At 40.5% G+C, this 24,261-nt stretch carries 20 protein-coding genes; 12 read left to right on the forward strand and 8 right to left on the reverse strand.

The window, feature by feature from the left end:
* Nucleotides 1-32 precede the first annotated feature (32 nt).
* The gene (locus tag FAM09_RS25990; protein ID WP_136580098.1) at nucleotides 33-2,084 is read left to right on the forward strand and encodes a beta-L-arabinofuranosidase domain-containing protein; all 2,052 of its coding nucleotides are present in this window, start codon (nucleotides 33-35) and stop codon (nucleotides 2,082-2,084) included.
* Nucleotides 2,085-2,104: 20 nt separating this feature from the next.
* Here FAM09_RS25990 and FAM09_RS25995 read toward each other — a convergent pair whose 3' ends face one another.
* Both FAM09_RS25995 and FAM09_RS26000 read right to left on the reverse strand, forming a co-directional pair.
* Nucleotides 2,105-3,232, reverse strand: a complete 1,128-nt coding sequence (locus FAM09_RS25995) for a multinuclear nonheme iron-dependent oxidase (protein ID WP_136580099.1) — start codon at nucleotides 3,230-3,232, stop codon at nucleotides 2,105-2,107.
* An 8-nt stretch (nucleotides 3,233-3,240) separates the two neighbouring features.
* The gene (locus FAM09_RS26000; RefSeq protein ID WP_136580100.1) at nucleotides 3,241-3,423 is read right to left on the reverse strand and encodes a chryseobasin-related MNIO class RiPP peptide; all 183 of its coding nucleotides are present in this window, start codon (nucleotides 3,421-3,423) and stop codon (nucleotides 3,241-3,243) included.
* A gap of 214 nt (nucleotides 3,424-3,637) precedes the next feature.
* Between FAM09_RS26000 and FAM09_RS26005 the strand changes: the two genes are divergently transcribed.
* Complete coding sequence (locus tag FAM09_RS26005; RefSeq protein ID WP_136580101.1) at nucleotides 3,638-5,059, forward strand: polysaccharide lyase 6 family protein; 1,422 nt, start codon at nucleotides 3,638-3,640, stop codon at nucleotides 5,057-5,059.
* 185 nt (nucleotides 5,060-5,244) lie between these two features.
* Here the strand turns inward: FAM09_RS26005 and FAM09_RS26010 are convergent, their stop codons facing one another.
* The 5 genes from FAM09_RS26010 to FAM09_RS26025 form a co-directional block, all read right to left on the reverse strand.
* Nucleotides 5,245-5,904: a DUF6266 family protein gene (locus tag FAM09_RS26010; protein ID WP_136580102.1), complete on the reverse strand. Its 660-nt coding sequence runs from the start codon at nucleotides 5,902-5,904 to the stop codon at nucleotides 5,245-5,247.
* A 198-nt stretch (nucleotides 5,905-6,102) separates the two neighbouring features.
* The gene (locus FAM09_RS26015; RefSeq protein WP_136580103.1) at nucleotides 6,103-6,738 is read right to left on the reverse strand and encodes a DUF6266 family protein; all 636 of its coding nucleotides are present in this window, start codon (nucleotides 6,736-6,738) and stop codon (nucleotides 6,103-6,105) included.
* 459 nt (nucleotides 6,739-7,197) lie between these two features.
* The gene (locus FAM09_RS26020; RefSeq protein ID WP_136580104.1) at nucleotides 7,198-7,758 is read right to left on the reverse strand and encodes a hypothetical protein; all 561 of its coding nucleotides are present in this window, start codon (nucleotides 7,756-7,758) and stop codon (nucleotides 7,198-7,200) included.
* Nucleotides 7,759-7,770: 12 nt separating this feature from the next.
* Nucleotides 7,771-7,923: a hypothetical protein gene (locus tag FAM09_RS30810; RefSeq protein ID WP_153825476.1), complete on the reverse strand. Its 153-nt coding sequence runs from the start codon at nucleotides 7,921-7,923 to the stop codon at nucleotides 7,771-7,773.
* 91 nt (nucleotides 7,924-8,014) lie between these two features.
* Nucleotides 8,015-8,383 carry a hypothetical protein gene (locus tag FAM09_RS26025; protein ID WP_136580105.1) on the reverse strand — a complete coding sequence of 123 codons (369 nt, stop codon included), beginning with the start codon at nucleotides 8,381-8,383 and terminating at the stop codon, nucleotides 8,015-8,017.
* A gap of 298 nt (nucleotides 8,384-8,681) precedes the next feature.
* Here FAM09_RS26025 and FAM09_RS30815 point away from each other — a divergent pair, with 298 nt between their 5' ends.
* The 10 genes from FAM09_RS30815 (at nucleotide 8,682) to FAM09_RS26070 (ending at nucleotide 23,581) form a co-directional block, all read left to right on the forward strand.
* Nucleotides 8,682-8,840: a hypothetical protein gene (locus tag FAM09_RS30815; RefSeq protein WP_153825477.1), complete on the forward strand. Its 159-nt coding sequence runs from the start codon at nucleotides 8,682-8,684 to the stop codon at nucleotides 8,838-8,840.
* Nucleotides 8,841-9,589: 749 nt separating this feature from the next.
* Complete coding sequence (locus FAM09_RS26030) at nucleotides 9,590-10,180, forward strand: RNA polymerase sigma factor (RefSeq protein WP_136580106.1); 591 nt, start codon at nucleotides 9,590-9,592, stop codon at nucleotides 10,178-10,180.
* 182 nt (nucleotides 10,181-10,362) lie between these two features.
* Nucleotides 10,363-11,643: a FecR family protein gene (locus FAM09_RS26035; RefSeq protein WP_166437274.1), complete on the forward strand. Its 1,281-nt coding sequence runs from the start codon at nucleotides 10,363-10,365 to the stop codon at nucleotides 11,641-11,643.
* Between the two features lie 387 nt (nucleotides 11,644-12,030).
* Complete coding sequence (locus FAM09_RS26040) at nucleotides 12,031-15,366, forward strand: SusC/RagA family TonB-linked outer membrane protein (RefSeq protein ID WP_166437275.1); 3,336 nt, start codon at nucleotides 12,031-12,033, stop codon at nucleotides 15,364-15,366.
* 31 nt (nucleotides 15,367-15,397) lie between these two features.
* A complete protein-coding gene (locus tag FAM09_RS26045; protein WP_136580109.1) occupies nucleotides 15,398-16,924 on the forward strand; it encodes a RagB/SusD family nutrient uptake outer membrane protein in 1,527 nt (508 codons plus the stop codon).
* A gap of 566 nt (nucleotides 16,925-17,490) precedes the next feature.
* Entirely contained in the window at nucleotides 17,491-19,260 is a 1,770-nt protein-coding gene (locus FAM09_RS26050; protein ID WP_136580110.1) for a thioredoxin family protein, read from the forward strand.
* Between the two features lie 185 nt (nucleotides 19,261-19,445).
* Entirely contained in the window at nucleotides 19,446-19,637 is a 192-nt protein-coding gene (gene tnpA, locus FAM09_RS26055) for an IS66 family insertion sequence element accessory protein TnpA (RefSeq protein WP_136580111.1), read from the forward strand.
* Between the two features lie 69 nt (nucleotides 19,638-19,706).
* A complete protein-coding gene (locus FAM09_RS31620; protein ID WP_136580112.1) occupies nucleotides 19,707-19,943 on the forward strand; it encodes an IS66 family transposase in 237 nt (78 codons plus the stop codon).
* Entirely contained in the window at nucleotides 19,913-20,068 is a 156-nt protein-coding gene (locus tag FAM09_RS31625; RefSeq protein WP_166437276.1) for a transposase domain-containing protein, read from the forward strand. Before FAM09_RS31620 ends, FAM09_RS31625 begins: the two co-directional genes overlap by 31 nt.
* 714 nt (nucleotides 20,069-20,782) lie before the next feature.
* Complete coding sequence (locus FAM09_RS26070; protein ID WP_166437277.1) at nucleotides 20,783-23,581, forward strand: alpha/beta hydrolase family protein; 2,799 nt, start codon at nucleotides 20,783-20,785, stop codon at nucleotides 23,579-23,581.
* A gap of 390 nt (nucleotides 23,582-23,971) precedes the next feature.
* Here FAM09_RS26070 and FAM09_RS26075 read toward each other — a convergent pair whose 3' ends face one another.
* Nucleotides 23,972-24,247, reverse strand: a complete 276-nt coding sequence (locus tag FAM09_RS26075; protein WP_136580114.1) for a hypothetical protein — start codon at nucleotides 24,245-24,247, stop codon at nucleotides 23,972-23,974.
* Between the last annotated feature and the right edge of the window lie 14 nt (nucleotides 24,248-24,261).

Here is a 24,261-nt window from a genome sequence, read left to right on the forward strand (position 1 = left end):
GACAACTCTCAAAAAGCAATCATAGAATGCTAATGAAACAGATACGACTACTAACCTTACTAATAATAAGCTTCCTGCCGGTAACGGCGCAACAAATGGCTGTTGCTACGAAAGACCATTTAAAAAGGAATCAAACAAACAGCTACTACATTGGTAACAAATCTCCATTAAAACCTTCTCCTTTTATCAAACTACCCGTCACTGCTTTCAGACCCAAAGGGTGGTTGCTTAATTTTCTTAAGCTGCAACGCGATGGGCTTACCGGTAACCTCGGCAAGATCAGCGCGTGGCTGGCAAAGACCGACAACGCCTGGCTTACCAAAGATGGCAAAGGAAAATGGGGGTGGGAAGAATTACCCTATTGGTTGAAAGGCTATGCGCACATCGGGTATTTGCTGAATGATCAGGCGATGATCCATGAATCGAACTGGTGGATCAATGCCGTGCTCAACAACCAACGGGCGGATGGCGATTTCGGTCCGGTCGTATTGCGCAATGGCAAGCGCGACCTGTGGACCAACATGCCAATGTTATGGTGCTTGCAATCGTACTATGAATATTCGAACGATGCGCGGGTGCTGGGCTTTCTAACCAATTATTTCAAATGGCAAAATGCTTTGCCGGATAGTATGTTTTTAGAAGACTATTGGGAGAACAGTCGCGGTGGAGATAATATGTACAGCGTGTATTGGTTGTACAATCGTACCGGCGAAGCCTGGCTGCTGGACTTCGCCACGAAAATAGACCGTAATACCGCCAATTGGCGACAAAAAGACAATTTACCGAACTGGCATAACGTAAACGTAGCGCAATGTTACCGCGAGCCGGCTACATATTATATGCAAAGCCACCATCCGGCCGACCTGGAAGCCACGTATAATAATTTCAAACTGATACGCGACCTCTATGGACAAGTGCCCGGCGGTTTGTTTGGCTCAGACGAAAATGCGCGCAAGGGATATGATGATCCGCGGCAGGCGGTGGAAACCTGTGGTATGGTAGAGCAAATGACCAGCGATCACTTGTTGTTGCTGTTTACCGGTGATGCTATGTGGGCCGATAATTGCGAAGACGTAGCTTTCAACATGTTTCCCGCGGCGTTCATGCCCGATTACCGGAGTCTGCGCTATTTAACCGCGCCCAATATGGTGGTGAGCGATAGCAGGAACCATGCGCCGGGTATTGCCAATGAAGGACCGTTCCTGATGATGAATCCGTTCAGCAGCAGGTGTTGTCAGCACAATCATTCAGCGGGCTGGGCGTATTATGTAGCGAACAGTTGGATGGCTACACCCGATAACGGACTGGCGGCGCAACTGTATACGGCCGGCGACATAACCGCCAAAGTAGGCGATGGAACGGAAGTTACATTATCCAGCGAAACGCATTATCCGTTTGAAGAAACGATCGACATCACGGTAAAAACCCCACGCGCAGTGCATTTCCCTTTGTATTTACGCATTCCCGGCTGGTGTACAAAAGCGACGATAACCGTAAACGGAAAACCAATAGCGACGAAAACGACACCCGGTACGTATGTGCCTGTAACACGCACCTGGGCTAACGGCGATAAAATAAAACTGCAACTGCCCATGCAGTTGCAACTGCGGCAATGGACGCGTAACAAAAACAGTGTAAGCATCAATTACGGACCGCTCACATTCTCTTTACAAATAAAAGAAGAGTACAAGCGGCGGGATAGTAAAGAAACCGCCATATATGATTCACGCTGGCAGGAGAATGCCGATGTAACCGCCTGGCCATCGTATGAGATCTTTGCCGCATCTCCCTGGAATTATGCATTGCAGGTTGATCCGAAGCAGCTCAGTAAATCATTTACAGTGAAGAAAAAGCCGTGGCCGGAGGATGACAATCCATTCACCAATGCCACTGCGCCGATAGAACTTATTGCCACTGGTAAACAAATTCCCGGCTGGACGATCGATCAGTACGGCCTATGTGCGGTGTTGCCGCAAAGTCCGGTAGCGGCGAGTGGCGCACTGACAACACTTACCTTAGTGCCGATGGGCGGGGCGAGGCTGAGGATTTCAGCGTTTCCGGTAGTGAAATCCCTAAATCCCTAAATCTCTAAATCTTCTTCTTCCTACTCTCCCTTCCACTTCCGCGCAATCTGCATGGCCGTCTCCAGCATGGCAGGGTTCCAGTTCTCGATGTTCCAGACGGAGTTGGCGAGGGAGGAACGGCGCAAAACTGTCACGGCTTCATTGTAGGGAATGTCTGATTCAAGTATGCGTGACAGTTCGCGCTGTTGTTGAAACAGGAATTCATCTTCGGGTGGTGGGTTGGTATTTAATACATGTAGCGGTAAGAAATTATTTTGACTATTACCATGGCGCGATTTATTCTTCTGCTGCAGGACCTTTTCCATTTGCAGGAAATCATTATAGAACTGTTGCCGGCTGGCAGGCGTTTTCAATCCGCTCCCCACTTGTTCAAGCACCACGTATTTGCACTCCGCACAACGATCAATAGCCATCTCCAATAAGGAGAACACTTCGGCAGGCACCGCATCATCATGTGTGTCTCTGCGAATGCGACGGTCCCGATCACACGCTACCGGTTCCCAACTGCCACCGGAGATATGGATCTCGCGCACTTTATGTAATGGATATAATGCCAGTAACTCATTCGCATCGATCCCGAAATTTTCCAACTGGCAGTACACATTATGCAGGTCAAGGATGATGAAACCATTTACCGGTTCAATCAAATCATGTAAAAAATAGCCATGCCGTTTCACATCATCGCTCGTATAGGCGAAGGCGAGATTTTCCAACCCCACCGGGCATTGCGCTGCATCCTGGATGCGGCGCAGGCGATCGCGGCCAATGCGCAACGTGGTAGCCGAGTAAGGGATGGTGAGCGGCGCGCCTGCATGGAAATCTTTCCCGGTCATGAAACCAAAATGTTCAGTGACCTGTTCCAATGGAAATCGCTTTGTGGTGGCACGCAATGTTTCCAGCCATTGCGCCTGTTCGGGCAACCATTTACCGGAAAAAAGCGAAAAGAACACGCCGTGGCCGGTGAGCCTTTTCGCCTGGCTATAGGCGTGTAATAATTCTTCAAACCAGGGTGGCAAGACGTTCCGATTGAACAAGACGTCGAACGACCACTCAATGGCCTGTACCCGTTCTTCGGCGAACAACGGATAACAGGCGTTGAGTATATCTGAGTCAAGATTACAGGCGGCTGTAGCAAGTAGTGTAGTCATGCAAAATTTTAACCTTGTCCGCAGGCCGGGCAGTTATATGGAACGGTGGGCGGTTTAGGCTTACCCTTGCCTTCTTCCTCTTTTTCCTTCTCTTCTTTGGAAGGACCATCCTTATCTTTCGTGCAGGACTCAAGCCCCTGCAACGTGATGCCGGTGAGAAGGGCCGCAAGAAGTGTTTTTGACAGTTTCATGGTGCGTGCTTTGGTTTTTGGTTGCATGTTTGACCAGCGATGTGAGGGGAACGTTGCATGGGTTATCATGTAGAATTAGTAAACTGTATTGCTTTCGGCTTATAGCTTATAGCTTTCAGCTGTATTTCCTGCCAAGAAAGCTCAATAAATAGTAAAAGCCCACTACCAGGGGTCACAAGACAATATTATATTTGCCAAAACGCTGATATCCGTTATGAAAGTTATTGTACGCCCCTTGCACACATTGGCCGGCATTATGTTACTTATCCTGACCGGCACGCAAACCACTTCTGCCAAAACTATTGTTGTAAAAACCATTGGCGCTTTGCAAAAAGCGGTGAATGAAGTCAATGCCGGCGACACGGTGTTGGTGACCAATGGCCTGTATACCACCGGAACGGATATTACCATTACGCGCGAAGGCACAGCGGAGAAACCCATTACCATAATGGCGGAAACTAATGGCCAGGTAGAGATGACCGGCCTTGGTGGCTTCAGCATCATGAGCCCCGCAAAGTATATTGTGATCACCGGGTTTAAATTTACGCACGCCGCATCGAGGGCACGCACCGGAACAGGTACCAGCTTTTGTCGCTGGACGCACAATACTTTCGAGAATGAAGCCGACGGTGAGGACCTGGCCATTGCCGGTAGCGATCACCAGATTGATTATAATACATTCAAAAATAAAAACGCCATGGGCCGCTTCCTGGCTATTCGTGGCGATGGCAAACAGATCGCCGAGCGTATATGGGTCCATCACAATTATTTTTACAATCATACCAACCAGGGCGGGAAGAACGGCGCTGAAGCATTGCAGTTTGGACTGAGCGGATTCAGTATGTCGAAAAGCAACAGCATAGTAGAGTATAATTTGTTCGAAGAGTGCGAAGGGGAGAATGAGCTGATCTCCATAAAGGCATCGGCGGTGACGCTGCGATATAATACCATTCGAAATTGCAAAGCGCAGTTCACGTTGCGGCATGGCAACTTCAGCCAGGTGTATGGCAACTATTTCAACAATACGCCCGGACTGCGCATCTTTGGCGACGATCACTTAATTTATAGTAATTATTTTGAGGCTTGCCCGGTAGGCATTAACATAGGTAATGGCGACGGCGAAGTAGCGGATGGAGCAGCATTGACTTGTCACGACCGGCCCGACCGCGTACTGATCGCTTTCAATACCATCATCAATTGCAAAGGCGGAATTACACTGGGCGCACGCGACAAGGGAATGGGCGCAACAAGCATTACTGTAGCCAACAACATCATCAAAGGCGGCGTTACGGCTGTTACCATTGCCGGTCCTTATACCAACCCGGTGTGGGAAGGGAATATTATTTTCGGAGCAGAAAACAAAGGCGATGTGCCCGAGGGCACCTTCACGATGACCGATCCCAAACTGGGCCGCGATGCGAGCCAGGCGATACATTTGTTGAAGGGAAGCCCGGCCATCGATGTGGTTGTTTTGCCCAAGGGCAAGAAAGTGGAGAATAAATGGGCCGCTATCGCTACTGACATGGACGGACAAACGAGAACAATGCCGCTCGATGCAGGCGCCGATGAAGTAAGCACAGCCCCGGCAAAAGCAAAATTGCTGAACCCGGCGGATGTGGGGGTGGATGGGAAGTGAAATGAGAAATGAAGAATTAAGAATGGAGAATGAGAAAGGAAAGGCAAGAGTGAATATCGAATATTGAATGTTCAATGTAGAAGGTAGAGGACGTCTGGGTGCTTTAAAACAAGAAGGGACTGCACGAAAACAGTCCCCTGGTTTGTAGCTTTTATGTCGCATAAAACAATAAGGTAGGAGCGAACCTAAGTAACATATAATGCTCCTGTGTAATCTGATAATTTTACAGCGCCGGTATAAGTGCTTTTCGAGATCTGTTTGCCATCGGCTGATATAAAGCTTAACCATGTTTGTACGGTGTGGCCATGGAATTGAGGTACTTCCAGAATAGCTTCTTCATCCTGCCGCCTGGCTCCCCAGGTAGTATAAATACATTTGTTCAATGCTTCGCAATAAGCTACCAAAATCGCTTTATCGCTACCTTGTCCTGTACGTGAACATTTATAGTGCTCCCAGGTAAAATGAATGGTGCTCAGGGATGCTTTCACGTGCACCAATATTCCGCCCGGTAAATTGCCCTGGCTTACCAATACTTTGCTGTAATCGATGTTGAATTCGGGGCCGGTACAGGATAAGCCATTTTTGAAGATGTCTGCCATGACGAAGCTGATGTCATTAGCCCTTTTAACAAAACGGGTGCTGGTAACCAGGAATGGGAAAAGGCTAAGTACAAACTCCGACAATTTTACAAACATGGTTTGTTGTGCAAACTGCAGGGTGGTAAGGTTTCGGATATTATTCGCCAGGTGCTTGCTGAACAGGTAATAAGGATTGTCTTTGTTGCTTTCTTCAAATGTGCTGTTGAATAGATCAGCGGATGATGCGTTAATAATTGCGTGTAACATAAATTGTGTTTAAAAGTTGTTTAATAAGATTGTTAAATCAGCCGTTACCGGCTTTTTTAAATGCTACCCCGAAAATCCACGGGGTAGCATTTGGTTTTAATTGGGCGTTTTGCCCTTCCCGATAGGAACCGGGATTATTTGGCCGTAAATAATTACGGCTTATTGTCTTCCCCCGATACAGCCCGGGCGTTGTTCCGGTTAGGTAATGGTTACCGAACCGGTATACACACTGGTGGCCATCAATTTTCCGTTGGCCGACATGAACGTGAGCCAGGTATGTACCACTTTGCCCTTGAATTTGGGCACATTGAGCTCAGCACTTTTGTCTTCGCGGGTTGCTACTGGTTTAAACACTGTTCGGTTAAGCTCCGGACAGTAAGCAACCAGTATGGCCAGGTCTGTGGGCTTTTCCCTGCCGTTTTCCTCAGTGCCAGTCCAGGTAAACTGAACGGTACCGGTCTTTGGCGAAGAAACTGCCGGCTCTTCTACATTGGGTAATCTACCCTTACTCACTACTACACGATCATAAGCGATCTTGAAATCGGGATTCGTACCGTCGATGGCGTTTTTCACGATATGCGACAAACCGTAGTTCGCGCCCGTCATTCTAACAGCCTGGTCCTTGAATCCAAGCAAGAGCAGATCATGCATGCTTAGTGCGAAGTCAGAGGCTGTTTTAAATTTAGCCTGCTGTTCTTCCTGTTTAGGTGTTTTGGCTTTTTTGCTTTTTTTAGGTGTGCTCTTTACAACAGCAACACCATTCCAGCTACTACCAACCACCTTTCCTACTTTTCCTGAGTAATCGCCCAGGATTCCGTTTGTTTGCTTTCCCATAATTGAAACGTTTTAAAATGTGAATGAATAATTGTGAATGCACTTAGCACATGTTCATAACCGGTATTTGATCATTTGCCTTGTGCGATACAAATGTAAGGTCAATGAAATATAAAAAACAACAGTGATGAATATCCCACAGCCGTAAATGGTACGATTGAGCCGAAATGGTTCATAATAGCCGAAATTGTACAAAACAGCCGTTTTTGTTCAGTTCAGATGCAGTACTTATAGTATGAGGGCTGGAAGTATAGTATGTTCTTGTAGAAAGTAAGTGTTTATTATAAGAGGAAATGGGAGGGTGGAAATAGTCACGTATTTCGAATGTGACTTACTGAATTCTTCGGATTTTGTTCGGATCTTCCCAAGTGATACACTGGGTTTTCTTCGGGAATTTGCGAAGAAGATCCGAACACATCCCATAGCAGACCCAAAGCAGACCCGAAGAAAGTTGTTAATTTACCTGAGGTATGGAATGATCTCTTCTTTAGGAATATTTTTGTGCTTACAAAACTCACCTACTGTAAGGAGATGGTGTTTTTCTTTTCCCAGCAGTTTAAGAATTTTTGAGTGAACACGACGTGCATTACGAGGGGTAAGGTGCATGAATTTTTCCAGATCACATGGTTTTATAATACCGCGATAATCCGGCGCCGGTTTGCTAGCCCTCAGTATTCCTTTCGGGTTATTCAGCTTATATAATCTGAGTGCTTCCTTTTTCTTTGCACCACGTAGTTTTCTTTTATCCGGCTTATCCTTTTCTAATCGCTCCAACTTGATCTTTTCAAAATATTTACCATTGGGCAGTTTTGCTTTTCGGGGTTTTACTTTTGGCGGCGCTGGTTTGGCTTTTGTGCGGTGATAGCGTACAAACCGGCCTGGCTTAATAATGGCAAGCTTAGGATCCTTGTTTCTGCGATGGCGGAGTTTACACTGGTCCCTTGGATCAGGTGGTGGCGTAGTAAGATCAGGCGGCCACCTCCTTACAGTAGTTGTAATTTTAAGTGGAAGGAAGGTCATTGGCAGCGCTTTTTAATTTGCATGAATAGATTGTTGTCGGGCGAAAAGCAATGCGTTACTCCATAATCTTTGTTTAATGCGTTGCTTTTTATGGATGGAGATCGTACTGCGTTTCTTTTTCATGCTGGTGCGCATCAGCACTTTTTTCTTTTTGAATGTTGACATGGTAGAATGGTTTGAAATAATGATTAGAGAATATGGATAAAGCCAGCCACGCTTATCTGTATTGACAAGGAAATTGGATGGTGGCTGACGGTTATTTATGGATTAGTTTGTCTGCTCTTTGCTGAAATTCATAGGCTTCCATGTGGAAGAAATATTCCTGGATAGATTCCTCATCCATTTTATGATATTTACAAATGTCCTTAACAGTAATAACGTTAAGGGCGGGCCTTTTATATTCCTGTTGTATTGTTCTGATCAGTTTAAGGGCAGTGGTGCGATGGATGCGAAACATATGCGCCAGCTCATCTATGGTAACTGTTTTATGCGGCTGGAATATGTCTAGCTCGTAAAAGTAACAGAATACATCAGGCACCGTTTTGTCGCCGAGACCGAGATAGTTAACAGCGCGGGAAACCTTGATAGCGTAAGCGGGTTTCTTTTTCTTGTTGAACCTGGACATATGATTAGTTTAAGGGTCTTTTCCATTGCATATACGTTGGAAAAGATGATCAGGTTATAAAAGATAGGAGCAAGGTTATAACCTACTAATCAAAACCGGAAAGTGAAAGGTGGTGTTCATGGGGTGGTATAACGGGTAGCAATAGGATTGCAAGATATGTTTTTAGGCGAAAGTTGAAAATAGTTAAATAAAAGTTTTGGCTGACCGTTAAGGTTTGAAGAGAATTTTTTGATTTAAATCAATTGGTAATAAGTAAAAGCTGACTTGAGTTTAAATCAAGGGTGCATATATTTGTGTAATGAAGCAAACAGAAAATAAATCAACAGAATTCGTCAAGGTCTCGAAGGCGGGGCTTATAGCTTTGATTGCTTCACAAATAAAAGGGAAAATCCTTTTCCCCAAAAAAATGGAAGAGGCAAAAAAAATGCTTGACCATGCCCGTTTTGTAAAAAAGTAAAAGACTTATTACTGATAAATTATCTGGCGCTCTATTGGGTGCCTTTTTTATTATTGGGAGTTTCAGGTACCCGCCCTCTGCATTTAAGAAGTTACTAAATTCACTGAGACGTTTTTTCATCTCCAAGAAACGTTTATGTATTTCCCCACTCGCTACTAGCTACTCACTACTAGCTGTTCTTCTAACTATTCGCTTGCCCCTAACCACTAGCTTTTCCACTTTCCCTTTAGTTAATTCTACATACTTTTTGTTTAAATAGTATACAATTGCTCTGATCCCGACCTTAAAGTCTTCTATCCCTTTTAGTTATCTTTTGCACAAAACCCGCAAATGATGGCTAAATTTTGCATTTTTGACAGCAATCAAGTATTTTGAGTGCTGGTATGAGTAGTGTTATACTCACCTCGTATTGTGTTTTTTACCTTATCTCCTTGTCCGAAAATCCCAAACGCATTTTCAAGCATCATAATATCTTCCCCTGATCGGTTCCTGCCTGCCGGCGAATGCTGTGCAGGGTAGGCGAAGTGCAGGGTGAAGCCCGAACACAAAGGCTCTGGGCGTTCTGCCGATGCGGAACGCAAAAAGTAAGTTGTACAACCATTGAGATTCCCGAACCAAACGCAACTTACTTATGATAACAACCTCCCGCTTTAAAAACGGGGATGGTTGTAAGAGCCGTTTTGTGCAGACCCACCAACAGATTGTGAGATAAACAGAGATATGAAACAACACAATCAACGGCGTTCCCGATGAAGCAACTGACTGATGAACTGCTTAACGAATTTAGCCAGGGCAGCCCGCATGCATTTCAAACTATATTCGATAGTTTCAGGATGCGTATTTTTTATTTTGTAAAGAAACTCATTGATGATCGCCTTATTGCAGAAGAAATTACATCCGACACATTTGTAAAACTGTATCGCTTACATGACCGGTTCAATACACTTAATAATATACAGGCCTTCCTATTTATTACTGCAAGAAATGCTTCGCTAGATTATTTAAAATACCGGCAACGGCAACGACTGAACCTGGCTGAGTTGCAGGCGCATGAAGAACAGGAGATCGACTTTCCGCTGTTTGCCGAAACCAATATTCAGGCAGATGTACTACAATTTATATATGAAGAAATAGAGAAGTTACCCCAGCGTAGCAAGACTATTTTTAAGCTGTTTTATATAGAAGGGGTGCCGGTACGCGACATCGCCAACATGATGAAGATCAGTCCGCAGACCGTGGCCAACCAAAAGCACACCGCCCTTAAATTATTGCGAATGAAAGTGTTGGACAGGCCCGGCTTGTTGTTGTGGCTGTTGTTTTTAGCAGGGGAGAAGCGTTGAATAAAAGAAAGTAAGATCCCAGTATAATTTTTTTGTTAATTCTTTGGTATAAGTGATTGTTCATGTCGTTTCAATATATATGTGTACCCGGTTAAACAGACACGATGTATGTCCGGGCCAGCGAATCGGAGCGCCAGAAATGTCAGCGGTGCCCTTTATCATTAATTAATGCCATTAACCTGATGCCTCAAGAAAGCCACATAACCCGGTTAATAATAAAACATCTGCAGGAAACGATCACGGCAGATGAAACGCTCGACCTGCAGCAATGGATTGCGGAAGATGAGCAGAACCGGAGACAGTTTGAAGCGTTGACCACGAATGAAACGTTGCGGAATGAGTTGCTGGCATATAGTGAAAGCGAGCAACGAATTAAAGCGCAGGTATATGCGCAGTTACCGGAAGTGCAGAACGTGCTTAATGCGCCACCCAAAAGGATCTGGATGCGATATGCATCCGTAGCTGCGGCGATCCTGGTGCTTGTGGTTACCAGTATCTGGTATTGGTTACCGAAGGAAGCCGCAAAAACAACTACAACAACAGAACAAACGCCGGTGGCCGCCAATATCCCGGCCGGTGGAAACAAAGCTACATTGACGTTAGCAGATGGAACAGTGATAGATCTGGATAAAGCAGCGAATGGAGAGATTGCAAAACAAGGTAAATCATCGGTGACTAAAAGAGAAGACGGGCAACTGGAGTATCAATCGGTCCCGAAAGCTTTCGGGAGCAATCGTGAATCGTCAATTACGTATAATGTTTTAAGTACCCCAAGAGGCGGACAGTACCAATTATTATTACCCGATGGAAGTAAGGTTTGGTTGAATGCCGCTTCGAGTATTAAGTATCCGACGGCGTTTAGTGGAAGTGAGCGAAGGGTAGAAGTAACCGGCGAAACCTATTTTGAAATAACGAAAAACCCTGGTAAGCCATTTAAGGTAAATATACTTCCCTCTGCTGAGGGAGGCGGCCGTGGGGGAGAAATACTTGTTACGGGAACAAGTTTTAATGTAAATGCATACGGAGATGAGCAGCCTATTGTGGCCACGTTATTAGAAGGGAAAATAACAATCTCGGAAATTGCGATAATGGGAACGCAATCGGGTGGCTCAGCAGTGAATAACCACAAACCTCAAACCACAAACCACAAACAATTGCTTCCTGGTGAAGAAGCCCAAATAAAAGACAAAGCAGGCATTGTGATCAGAAAGAATGTAGATACGGAATCTGCTGTTGCCTGGATGAAAGGCTTCTTTGATTTTCACAATGCCGGCATAAAGACGGTGATGAAACAAGTGAGCCGTTGGTATAACGTAGATGTTCAGTATACAGGAGCCGTACCGGCACAGACCTTTGAAGGTTCGTTAGACCGGAACATACCCTTGAATGAATTGCTTGCCTCGCTACAACAAATGGGAACAACAAAATTCCAGATAGAAGGAAGGACCATCAAAGTAAAATAGATAAGACTATTGAAATAAATCTTGCCTATGCTATCCCGACCGGGATACTACGTTGTTTGCCTGCGCTAATCAACCATAGATCATTAAACCCTTACAAACTATAATATAGGAACCTCTTCCAGGTTAACCGGCTTCATGCTGTCTGTAATGTAATGGTATATCATTATTAGGAAGCGGGCCAAGGGTTGGAAACTGAGACTTTACAGAAATAACCGGATTCTGATTGCGGCAGAACCCGGTTGTTAGGAGGTTAACTTTTTAAATGCGCGAAACATTTTTATTAACCAACAACTGACCAAAGGTATGAAATTAACTGCTAATCCGGCTTCAGGGTCTTCGACTGCTCAAAAGCGGGTTCGAAGCTTTGGGGCACAACTACTGCGCGTTATGAAGTTAACCACTATCATAATTCTAGCTGCCTGTTTGCACACCAGTGCGAATGGGATCGCCCAGCAAACGGTAACGTTCTCCGGCAGGGAGGTGAGCCTGGAGAATGTATTTACGGCGATAAAGAAGCAAACGAACTACCGGTTCTTTTTTAATACCGACATGCTACAGCGTGCCACCAAAATATCAATTGAGGTAAAGAATGCGTCCATCGATCAGGTGATGAACCTGGTGCTCAAAGATCAGCCATTGACCTTTGCTATCAAGGGCCGCACCATCTTCATTATGAAGAAGCCCGAAGAAGAAAAAAAGACCAGTCAGAATGTGGATATGACCGGCGACCCGGTGACGGTGAGTGGAAAGGTGACGGATGACCAGGGACAACCCCTCGTTGGCGCAAATGTGAAAGTAAAAGGTAGTAACACGGGTGTTACTACCGACAACCAGGGCCGCTTTACATTAACCAACGTTGACCCCAATGCGACGTTGGAAATTTCATTCGTTGGCCATGAAACACAACTCCTTTCGGTGAAAGGGAAAACTTTGTTTACGGTAGCGTTGGGGCAGAAAATTAGCACTTTAGATGAAACAATTGTGATTGCTTATGGAACTACATCTCGACGATTTACAACAGGTAATGTAGCTACAGTAAAATCTATTGATATAGAAAAACAACCGGTGCAAAACCCTTTGTTAGCGTTGCAAGGAAGGATTCCGGGATTATTTATAACGCAAGAAACTGGTGTCCCAGGAGGGGCCGTAACTGTTAGGGTGCAAGGTAGAAATAGTATAGTAAGTCGTAATTCACCGTTATATGTTGTTGATGGAGTTCCTTTTTTTTCACAATTGCCTGTTATGGGTAATGATGTTGTGCTTGGAAATTCACCTGATGGGTTAGGGGCGAGTCCATTGTCATTTATTAACCCTTCTGATATTGAAAGTATTGATGTTTTAAAAGATGCTGATGCAACAGCTATTTACGGATCAAGAGCTGCAAATGGTGCTATTCTGATTACTACTAAGAAAGGTAAAGTAGGTAAAACGAAATCAACATTTAATGTTCAGCATGGATTTGGTAAAGTGACTAGACTTAATGAAATGTTAGATAGAAGACAATATCTTGACATGCGTTATGAAGCTATTAGAAATGACGGGATTGATTTAAATAAAATATTACGGACAAATGCTCGTTATTATGATTTAAAAGTGTGGGATACGACAAGATATACTGATTGGCAAAAATTACTAATTGGCGGGACTTCAAATTACACAAATGTAAGTGTTGGCATTTCAGGAGGAACAGAATCTGTTCAATTTCTTATTGGCTCCACTTATAACAAGTCAACTACAGTGTTTCCAGGTGGGTTTTCTGATCAACGATTATCTACTCATTTTAATATAAAAAGCACATCAGCTAATAAAAAATTTCATCTTGAATTTACTGGTAACTATATGTATGATGATAACCGATTGCCAAGTACAGATATGACATCTTCCGCAAATACTTTGGAACCGGTTGCGCCAAACGTTTACAAGGATGATGGGACATTAAATTGGGCGCCAGATTCTTTGGGGTCTTCAACATGGGATAATCCATTCGTTAGTATAGTTTACCGCAATTTTTATGCTAAAACAAATAACCTTATTAGTAACTTAGGGTTAAATTATGAACTAATCGACGGCCTTTTCCTTAAAGCAAGTATAGGATACAATTCATTGCAAGTAAATAATTTTTCTGGTACTCCATTAATGTCAATAATGCCAGAACGAAGAGTCAATTCGGTTAGTAGTGCAACATATGGTAATTCAACCAATAACACTTGGATAGTTGAACCTCAAATTCTTTACAATAGAACTTTAGGCAGAGCAAAACTTGAAGGAATAATTGGGTCAACTATACAGCAATCAAAATCGACAGGGAGAGTATTGAACGGGCAGAACTATCCCAATGATGAAGTATTACAAGACTTCAAAGCAGCATTAACACTCCAAGCAGGACCTTCAACTGTATCGCAATACAAGTATAATGCACTGTTTGGTAATGTCAACTTTAAATGGGATGAAAAATACATTATAAATATGGTTGCCAGAAGGGATGGTAGTTCACGCTTTGGCATTAATAACAGATTCCAAACTTTTGGGAGTATAGGGGCTGCTTGGATTTTTGGAAGTGAGAAATTTATTGAAAAGACCTTTCCTTTTTTAAGCTTTGGTAAAATTAAGGGTAGCTACGGAACAACTGGAAATGATGGAATTGGCGATTATTCCTATTTAAGTCTTTATAGTTATCTTACTTCAGGCATACCATATCAAAATTCGGCTTCATTAAATTCTGGAAATCTTTCTAATCCCTACGTGCAATGGGAGGAGACCCGAAAATTTTCATTGGGAATTGATTTGGGATTTTTAAACGATAGAATTTTAATTAATGCTGCATTTGCTAAAAATAGATCTTCCAATCAATTGCTAGAATATAACTTACCTATTATTACTGGCCGATCCTCAATAATTGAGAATTTCCCAGCAACTATTCAAAACATAAACTGGGAGTTTTCTCTTAATAGCACAAATATTAAAACTGCAGCAGTAAAATGGACTTCTGCCTTTAATTTAACTATTCCACGCAATAAGGTGGCTTCTTTTCCTGGAATAGAAAATACTACTTATGCTTCAGGCTCTGCTGGAGTAATTATTGGAGAGCCTTTAGGGATAGTTAAGAGATATTTATTCAATGGAGTTGATCCTTTAACTGGTAATTATCTTTTTATTAATAATAACGGAGATATTACAGCGTCTCCAACTTCCGCAGATAGAATTTCTTTAAAGTCAAATGCTCCAAAATTTTATGGCGGATTAGAGAATATAATTAATATTAAAAACTTTGAAATTAGTTTTTTATTTCAATTTGTAAAACAGGAAGCTCGGAATGCTTTTTATAGTAATGGTATATCAGCTTATGGGCCTGGTGTATTTGTATCTGGGTATAGTAATCAACCTATTACTGTCCTTGATAGATGGCAAAAATCTGGCGATGAGGTAACTGTAGCGAAGTTTAAATCTAGTTTAACTGCTAATTCAGTGTCGCTTGCATATGTACAAGGAAGTACTGCTGGATTTACTGATGCATCATTTGTTCGGCTCAAAAATATTAATCTGCTTTGGTCATTTCCAAAACAGTGGTTAAGGAAAGTCAATGTTGATAATGCGCGAATGTATTTACAGGCGCAGAATTTACTAACAATAACCAATTTTGCCGGACAGGATCCAGAAAATATAGGTTCGGCTGTATTGCCTCCTCTTAGGTTGGTAACAGTCGGAATGTTTATCGGTTTGTAAAAAGAGATTTATTACTAGGAAAAAAATACTTATGCGCAGATATATTACAATGCTTCAATCAAATACCAATATGACAAGATTGTTGATGATGGTCTTGTTTGGTTGCCTTGCAGTTTTCGAAACGGGTTGTAAAAAGCTTGTTGAAATTGATGCACCTGTAACAAGTGTTAATGAGGAAAATGTTTATAAAAGCGACAAAGAAGCAACGGCTGTTTTAACTGGTTTATATAGAGGTATAGGGGCTAGTGGTTCAATTTTCACCGGGAAAACTGGAATTTCTCTACTTTCAGGTTTGTCTGCGGATGAATTATCGCTTTTTAGTGGGTCAACAGATAATACGTTGTTAGCATATTACAAAAATAAGTTGAATGGACTTGATGTTAATCAGCAGGGCGCACAAGCATGGGAGGCATTGTACACCAGGATTTATACATGTAATGCTGCCATCAAAGGAATAAGTGAATCAAATACAATTACCGAAAGGACAAAGCAACAATTGTTGGGAGAGGCAAAATTTTTGAGAGCTTTTTTTTATTTCTATTTGGTTAATTTATTCGGTGATATCCCTATGGTTTTAACCACTGATTATAAGGTAAATTCTTTATTATCCCGGTCATCAAAAAATGAAATATATGATCAAATTATAGTGGATTTAGGTGAGGCTGAATCAACTTTGAGTGATGATTTTTGGGATGCAAATTTACAGCCTTATACAGGTGTAAAAGAAAGGGTGAGACCTACAAAATGGGCTGCTGCAGCTTTGTTGGCAAGGGTTTATTTATTTAAAGGAGATTATAATAATGCAGAAAGTAAAGCTACGTCCGTTATAAACAATACTAGTTATTTTTCTTTACAAAGTTTAAAAAATGTATTTCTTAAGAATAGCCAGGAAGCTATTTGGCAAGTGCAACCAACACGATTGTACTATAACACTGAGGACGCAATTGCATTTGTGATTCCTTCAACTGGGTTTAGTACCAATTCTCCAGTCTATTTGCCACTGCAGTTACTAAATGAGTTTGAACAGGGGGATGAAAGAGTAAAAATTGGGAATTGGGTATCAAAAACTAATTTAGCTGGAACGGATTACTATTACCCCTCTAAGTACAAAGTAAATACTCAAAATACAGCTGTGGTTCTACCTTCCAATTTAACAGAATACCTTATGGTACTTCGTCTTGCTGAACAGTACTTAATACGAGCAGAGGCAAGGGCAAAGTTAAATAATATTCAAGGGGCAGTGAGTGATATTAATGTTGTTCGGAAAAGAGCAAGATCCAATCCTTCAGTGGCTTTGCCAAATCCTTTACCTGATTTATCAACATCCTTATCTCAAGCAGAAGTGGTGAAAGCTGTTATGCATGAAAGACAAGTAGAATTGTTCACGGAGTTTGGTCATCGTTGGCTAGATTTAAAAAGGTCAAATTCGATTGACGAAGTAATGGGAAAGGTGACGCTCTTAAAAGGGACTAATTGGGAGTCATATCAACAATTGTATCCTCTTCCATTTTCAGATTTGCAAAGAAATCAAAATCTCACTCAAAATCCGGGGTATTGATTTTAAAGTATCGAAAATTATATGAGGGTGTTACGAAGTTATAAGTATAATTAATAGCGCTTATGGCCTTTTTATTATTATGGTAGTTTGATGATTCAATCATGGTGATTTTTGTTAATGGATTAATCATCACTACCTGAGTTGGAGATAACATTTGTTTTTATGAACAATCCAGCTAGTGACTGGTGTCAATATACGAGCTTCCGTCATCGAATTGCTAACAGATGCAATAAAATGAATTCATTGCTTGTCCATTATTACCATAATATTTAAGTAATGTGTGGAGCCCATAGTTCTTGGATTTGAAATAAAATTATCTTCAAATATAACAGACCATATTATCTGAAATTGGTCGGATATTATAATAGTAGTCCATTTTCCTAAAATATCTGATCAAGCAGAATAATGATAAGGTAGTGATTGATTAACAGAAAATCTTTCAGTAGTTAGTAATATTGTCCTAATCTGTTTATTAATTGTTCTTTTATTAAAAGCGTGACCAAACTATAAAAAGAGCAAGGTGTTTTGATATTAATTTTTTATGGACGTTAAAATTGATGTTTTAAATGGCACAAAGGTTTTTGATTTGGCTAATAATATTTGGCTGGCTATTAGTTTGCCCTGCATTTAATTTTGCTCAAACCATATCTAATGATGGAAACGAAGGTTTATCCTTCAATGGTATTCGTTGGACAATTGCAGACTCATGGGATAAGGTTATAGAAAAAGCCTCAAAAGACAATAAATTCATATTTGTGGATTGTTATGCTACTTGGTGCGGTCCTTGCAAAAAAATGGATAAAGAGGTTCTCATAAAAGAGAATGTCGTAAATTTAATGAACAACAAGTTTATTTGCCTTAAACTTCAACTAGACAAAACAAGTAAGGATGATGAAAATGTGAAGAAGTGGTATCTCGAGAGTGAGAGACTTAGCAAACAATATCAAATCATTTCGTTTCCAACTTATCTTTTTTTTTCTCCTAAGGGTAAACTGGTACATAGGGGCACCGGTTTTAATGCTGAAGCAAGTTTTCTTTCATTGGCCAAAGCTGCGTTAAATCCTGAACATCAGTTTTATACACTTATTGAAGATTATAAGAAAGGGAAGATCAATTATGATGCAATTCCTTACTTGCTTACCGTCGCGCAAAAATCAGGTAATAGGGTACTTGTTGAGTCGCTTAAAGGTGATTACAATAAGCACCTCAATAGCTTGCCAAAGGAAAAGTTATATACAATAAGTAACATTGAATATCTCAATGCTAATTTGAAAAGTACAGGATCCCCCTTTTTTCAATTATTTTATCCTGATGGGAAAAAGGTTAATGAAATAATGAAACAAAGTGGCTATGCTCGGCGTACTGTTGATAGTGTAATATCAAGGGAGTTTATTTATCCTGTTTTGAGGTTTACTCCTGAAAATAAAGAACCAGATTGGAATATGATGAGTAGAACTATTGCGCAAAAGTTTGGGAAGTCATATGCGGAAAGGACTATTTTATGGGCTAAAGCTAAACGGGTGGATAGAGAGCTTTATAGGAATGATTTTCTATTTTTGAAATATTTTTTACAACTTGTAAAAATTGGAGGGTTTGATACTTCTTTCTATCGTTCAGATGTTTGGTTAAATGTAGTTGCATTTGAAAAAATATTTAAGAAAAGCAATGATTATTTTCAAATAGATGCTGCCATAAAATGGATGTCAGGTGTTGTTCGCCGTAACCCCACTGAATCATATTATATCGATACATATATTAGATTATTATATAAGGCTGGCAGGAAAGAAGAAGCTGTCCTAACATTGAAGCAATATGAAAACTACGCAATTAAAACAAAGAATAGTGGAATGTTATCTTTAACCAAAAATTTAATAACTGCGATTGATGATGATAAGCCAATTTGGCCGCCTACAGATTTTTCCGGAATATGGATATTGAAAGATATCAGGAAATTGAATGGGTATGAAATTTCAGACGCGATTTTAGCTGATTTAATATCGATTTCTCAAGATGGTACAAGTAAATTAAAGATTGAAAGGAAGATGAAGAAAAATAATCAAATTGTCACAACAACTGAAGAATTTTTAGAGGACAAGTCTGTTGAAGAATTTACAGCTCTTAAGCGAAGAAAAGTTTCCCAGATAAAATGGGCTTCGGATTTGAAAAGTCTTGTTCAAAGGAGTGTTTATTTTGAACCAGATTCAAATAATGAAGAATATACTACTAATGATGAATGGCATCTTGAGCAGAATGGGACAGTTTTACTTATATATAGAACTCGCACCTTTAAATCAGGTGTTATAAAAAAATGGGTATCTACATATTATAAGTTGTAAAAATTGACTTACTTATTAGGAGTTGCAGATTCACTCCACGCTATTGCTAATACTTGTATAACCCTGTACGGTCACCTCTATCTTGAAAGAAGCATAGCTCTTTGAAAAGTAAACGCCCAAGCAACTACAAGTCCAAATAATTGGCTATTAAAGAATAGCTTTGCTCTTTGACATATTGGTTAATTATGGAACAAATTCAGAAAGTGGCTGGTGGCAAGTCAATTGTGCGCCGGTCAGAAGAAGAGATACAACGGTTCCTGAATGAACAGGAGCAAAGCGGGCTCACGGTAAAGGAGTATTGCGAGATGTATGATATAGTGGAGCAGACATTCTATGGCTGGGTAAATCGCTACCGGAGTAAGGGTGTGATGGATTAGCGGCCCTTATCTTAGCCGCCTGGGTGCGAGAAGAAATTCCCAGGTTAACCACCACCCTTCGAAGTCCGATTGGCAAAGCGATGGCATATTTTTTCTGAGCGGGAAAAGCAACTCGGCATGTACCTGCATGATGGCATGTTGCTTATGGATACTAATCTTATCGAGAGCACCATCCGGCCGATAGCGCTTGGCCGAAACAACTTCATGTTTGCCGGATCCCACAGCTTGTCCCGCTCCGCGGGAATGCTGCTCAAAACGTCGCCATTATATATTCTTTGTTTGCTACTTGCAAAATTCACGATGTAAATGTCTATGAGTGGCTTAAGTATGTGCTCACAGCCATGCCTACGTTCCCATCAAGCGGATCAAAGAACTGCTGCCGCAGAATTGTTCCCAGCTGTGCAGACGAGAAACTCATCAATGAACCATAGTTACCAATATTAAAAAATTAAACTGCAGAGCTTTTGGGCAATGCCCAGCAACCCTGTAGTTCAGAATTATCTGGATTAAAAATAAATATTTAACCAAATATAGCCGGCCAATATAGCTTAATACCTGTAGTTGGCCGGGTGATTACCTTTCTTGCTGTGTTATTTGGCTACTCGATTCGTTTAAGTTCTATGTGAAAGAAATAAAAGATGTCATCGAAAGTGTTGCAATGTGGGATTTTTCTCTAGCTCTTGATAGTGGGCGAAGGTTAGAGGTAGATCATTTAACTGGAATAACATTATCAAGACTGAAAATCTATCAGGAATAGCCGCCGTTATGAAGTGAATAACAGTGTTGTAATGATATTTATGAAATTGACTACTGCGACAATGCGTCGTTAAGAGTTGTTCGTTCCTTGCTTATTAATATTAAAAAGGGTAGTATAAGTGAAATATAATTCTAATGGATCTTTATTTAGTTTACAGATTCATGTAACCAATAAGTATTCAAAGCATACATGACGGCTTCTCTTGATTATCACATACTGCTTTCATTTATATGATTTTTATTTTCGAAATAATTATCAGGTGCTCGAGTATATTGCCCATTGTATTTTTATTATGCTATAATATTTATCCGAAGTGAAGGCTATTATTTCGTAACTTAAAGATAGACATACCATTACTTAAATATTAAGACTCATTTTAATGTTAGTTATGAAATACTTAATTATTTGTTTGCCTTTTGTGTGCCAGTTTCTGGTAGGTTATTCTCAATCAATTGCCGTTGACAACGTATCTTCAGAAAAATTCACAACAATACCATATTCTATTCTCGATAGCTCTGCTATAGAAAATTGGTATGGATTTTATTCCGATGAGGATGTTCGCATTAGTTCTAATGGTAAATTCTTTTCGTATTCAATATCAAATAAGCCCAAAAAAAGGAAAACGCTTGTTGTTGGAACTGTGGTTGGTGGATGGAAAAAAGAGGTTATCGGTGGATCAGCGATATGTTTTTATGAGAATAATAAGAAGTATGTATACGTAATAAAGGATAGCCTCTACTTTTTAGATCTTACAAATAAAAACGTGGAAGTAATCGGTATAAAAAAGTGGATTCAACCCAAAAATTCTATAGGGAAATGGCTGGCTTGGCAAACAAGCGACGAAAAGGATGAATTGGTAGTAAGAAACTTAATAGATGAGCATGAGTTCAAGTTAGGACATTCTAATTTTTGTAGTTTTGACGAAGAGGGAACGGTGCTTTGGTATACAGTAATTTCAAAGGAGGGGGCACAGGTTGTTACCTCAGTAATGAGAATAAAGCTAGATAATGGAAATGCTACAAGGGTATGGCAAAATACTAATAGTGAACAGAAACTACTAGGTTGTGTGCTGGACGGTTCTGGTAAAAGAATTGCAATCAATATATCTGAGAAAGGAGATGGGAATTCTATATGGTATTACACCGAAGGAATGCCGAATGCTCTTCCAATTGCAAATCAAAAATCGCCTGGAATAAGCGGTGGATTACAATTGGCAACTGCTTTCGATTTTAGTCCGGACGGTCATTATGTTTTTATAAATTTAGAGAAGCCAAAAATAGGCCGCATGCCTGATAGTCTAAGTAAGCTAAATATATGGAGTTATAGAGATACGGTATTACAAAGTAAACAACTGCAGAGACCTTTTGATAATGACTTGGAATCTCCTATATTGAAATCTGTTATTTCAGTTAATGGAGATAGTGTGATTCAACTCAAACAAGGGTTTGGAGATTTAGTAGATGCATTTCCAACTAGTATTTCACGTTTTGTTGTAATAAAGAAAGATGCGAATGGGGATCGATTGTGGCAAGCAAGAGAGAATCCTGCTTCATTCTGGCTAGTGTCACTACAGGACGGAAAGAGAAGTTTGCTGCCTATTAAAGGGGCGAATAGTAAAACTTGGTTCTCTCCTGATGGTATTTATTTATTGTATTACGATTCAGAAAAGCAAGGCAACTATTTTAGTTATGAGTTAGCTACCGGAAAAACGATTAATTTAACTGGTATGTTACCTTCTTTTCTTTTTTCAAAAGAAGAAGATAATTATTATCCAGCTGGATATGTTTTTCCTTTTCCTTCTCCTGTAGGATTGGCTGGTTGGCTTAAGGACAAGTCTGCTGTTCTTGTTTATGATAATTTTGACATTTGGCAATTAGATTTACAAGGGCAAAAAAAGCCTATAAATCTTACAAATGGTTATGGACGCCAAAGAAGAATTAAACTGCGTTTGACAATTAGCGCTCAAGAGACACTTATATGCTTAAATGATGAGAAGCCGTTGCTACTTACAGCTTTTAATATGCAAAGTAAAGAAAACGGTTTTTACAGAAAGAAAATTGGAGTTAAGGGAGACCCTGAACTTCTTACAATGGGGCCATATACATATTTTCACTCTGATTTAGCTGTATATCAGTTCCCTCTTCATAAAGATCCAGGTATGGTACCTTTAAAAGCAGCAAAGGCTGATGTTTGGATTATTAAGAGGGGTAGTGCTACAAATGCACCTAATTATTTTTTAACCAGAGATTTTAAAAGCTTCAAACAACTGACAAATATTCAACCTCAGATAAGGTATAACTGGCTAACAGCTGAATTAATAAGCTGGTCTCAACCAGATACTATAATTGGTCAAGGTATATTATATAAGCCTAGAAATTTTGACTCAACAAAGAAATATCCAGTTATTATTTCTTTTTATGCCTTACCTTTTTCTCAATGGTTAAATCAGTTTCCTGTTCCTCACTATACCAACGACGGATTTATTGATATACCATGGTTTGTAAGCCGTGGGTATTTAGTTTTAATTGCTGATGTTATCTTCAGGCAAGGCAAAATGACGGAATGCGGCTACAATACATTAGTATCAGGAGCTGAGTACCTTTCTAAATTTCCATTTGTGGATGCAAATCGAATTGGTATAAGCACTCATAGTCGTGGCGGGCAAATAGCTTATTATACGGTTACACACAGTAGTTTATTTGCTGCTGCTTTTGTTGGTGCCGGTGCTAGTGATATGGTAAGTTCTGCATTGGAGTTGTCTGGCGGAATTAAAAAGACAAATTCTAGGTTCTCAACTTCAGAGACCTATTACGGAGGTAATATTTGGCAGCGAAGGGAAAGGTATCTTTCTGAATCTGCGGTACTAAATGCTGATAAAATTACAACCCCTTTGCTCATATTTCATTGCATGAACGATATGACAATGCCTTGGGAACAGGGTATGGAAATGTATTTAGCTTGCTGGAGATTGAACAAAAAGTGTTGGTTACTAGAATATGATGGAGCTGGAGCAAACCATAGTGTTGCAGGAAAAGATGCAAAAGATTTAACAATACGAACTACTCAGTTTTTTGACCACTACTTGAAAGGACTTCCTGCTCCAAAGTGGATAACGAGTGGAGTAAGAGCATCTCGTAAAGGATTTGAAACTGGATATGAGTCAGTAGAATCAAGTATTAATCCGTAAAGCTCTTGAATAAAAAGCATGTAGTCGGTTTAAGTTGCAATCTTAATTTAACTATGTGGACGATATTCCATGTTCAGCATTTTTTATGTAGGTCATTTTGACAGATCTCTATTCTTAGAAATATTTTATTTTGAATTAATCTAAATGAACAACTGTTAATATAAACAATCGATAAGTTAAAACAGTAAATTGCAGATTATCGAGAATATGGTTTTCATTGGAATATAAATTCATTTAGATTATTCTAAAACAAGGTTAATCATGAGTAGTAGTGCATGTTAAGTGATCATAAATTAATTGACTGGGCCTAAGCGGTTCAAAAGGAAAGGGAGCCGCAGTTAAAGCAGCTCCCTTAGTATGTATTTTAATTCTTACAATCCTAGCTTCTTCTTATTCATCTTCTAAGGTTGTAGAAACTAAGCAGCTTGTCTGAGAACAATCAGACAGAGCATCAACAGCTTCTCCATTGATTGATGTAGAAGTGTATGAAGTTGTAACATTCCGATTAAAGAATACTGGTATTGGAGTATCATCACAAGTTGTTATAGCTGCATCCAATGTTCTGTAGCAAGTAAATGTTCCATAATTTTTTGCTTTAAAAGCAAGTGCGCCCGCAACTACTGCAATAACTCCAATAGAGAGCAACATGATTTTTGCTTTTTTCATAATGAAAGGTGCTT

Origin of the sequence: Niastella caeni (genome assembly GCF_004834005.1) — a bacterium.
GTDB lineage: Bacteria > Bacteroidota > Bacteroidia > Chitinophagales > Chitinophagaceae > Niastella > Niastella caeni.

Excerpts from the sequence above, each read along its gene's own strand:
- FAM09_RS25990 (WP_136580098.1), top strand. The coding sequence starts at position 33 with ATGAAACAGATACGACTACTAACCTTACTAATAATAAGCTTCCTGCCG.
- FAM09_RS25995 (WP_136580099.1), bottom strand. The coding sequence starts at position 3,232 with ATGACTACACTACTTGCTACAGCCGCCTGTAATCTTGACTCAGATATA.
- FAM09_RS26000 (WP_136580100.1), bottom strand. The coding sequence starts at position 3,423 with ATGAAACTGTCAAAAACACTTCTTGCGGCCCTTCTCACCGGCATCACG.
- FAM09_RS26005 (WP_136580101.1), top strand. The coding sequence starts at position 3,638 with ATGAAAGTTATTGTACGCCCCTTGCACACATTGGCCGGCATTATGTTA.
- FAM09_RS26010 (WP_136580102.1), bottom strand. The coding sequence starts at position 5,904 with ATGTTACACGCAATTATTAACGCATCATCCGCTGATCTATTCAACAGC.
- FAM09_RS26015 (WP_136580103.1), bottom strand. The coding sequence starts at position 6,738 with ATGGGAAAGCAAACAAACGGAATCCTGGGCGATTACTCAGGAAAAGTA.
- FAM09_RS26020 (WP_136580104.1), bottom strand. The coding sequence starts at position 7,758 with ATGACCTTCCTTCCACTTAAAATTACAACTACTGTAAGGAGGTGGCCG.
- FAM09_RS30810 (WP_153825476.1), bottom strand. The coding sequence starts at position 7,923 with ATGTCAACATTCAAAAAGAAAAAAGTGCTGATGCGCACCAGCATGAAA.
- FAM09_RS26025 (WP_136580105.1), bottom strand. The coding sequence starts at position 8,383 with ATGTCCAGGTTCAACAAGAAAAAGAAACCCGCTTACGCTATCAAGGTT.
- FAM09_RS30815 (WP_153825477.1), top strand. The coding sequence starts at position 8,682 with ATGAAGCAAACAGAAAATAAATCAACAGAATTCGTCAAGGTCTCGAAG.
- FAM09_RS26030 (WP_136580106.1), top strand. The coding sequence starts at position 9,590 with ATGAAGCAACTGACTGATGAACTGCTTAACGAATTTAGCCAGGGCAGC.
- FAM09_RS26035 (WP_166437274.1), top strand. The coding sequence starts at position 10,363 with ATGCCTCAAGAAAGCCACATAACCCGGTTAATAATAAAACATCTGCAG.
- FAM09_RS26040 (WP_166437275.1), top strand. The coding sequence starts at position 12,031 with ATGAAGTTAACCACTATCATAATTCTAGCTGCCTGTTTGCACACCAGT.
- FAM09_RS26045 (WP_136580109.1), top strand. The coding sequence starts at position 15,398 with ATGCGCAGATATATTACAATGCTTCAATCAAATACCAATATGACAAGA.
- FAM09_RS26050 (WP_136580110.1), top strand. The coding sequence starts at position 17,491 with ATGGCACAAAGGTTTTTGATTTGGCTAATAATATTTGGCTGGCTATTA.
- tnpA (WP_136580111.1), top strand. The coding sequence starts at position 19,446 with ATGGAACAAATTCAGAAAGTGGCTGGTGGCAAGTCAATTGTGCGCCGG.
- FAM09_RS26070 (WP_166437277.1), top strand. The coding sequence starts at position 20,783 with ATGAAATACTTAATTATTTGTTTGCCTTTTGTGTGCCAGTTTCTGGTA.
- FAM09_RS26075 (WP_136580114.1), bottom strand. The coding sequence starts at position 24,247 with ATGAAAAAAGCAAAAATCATGTTGCTCTCTATTGGAGTTATTGCAGTA.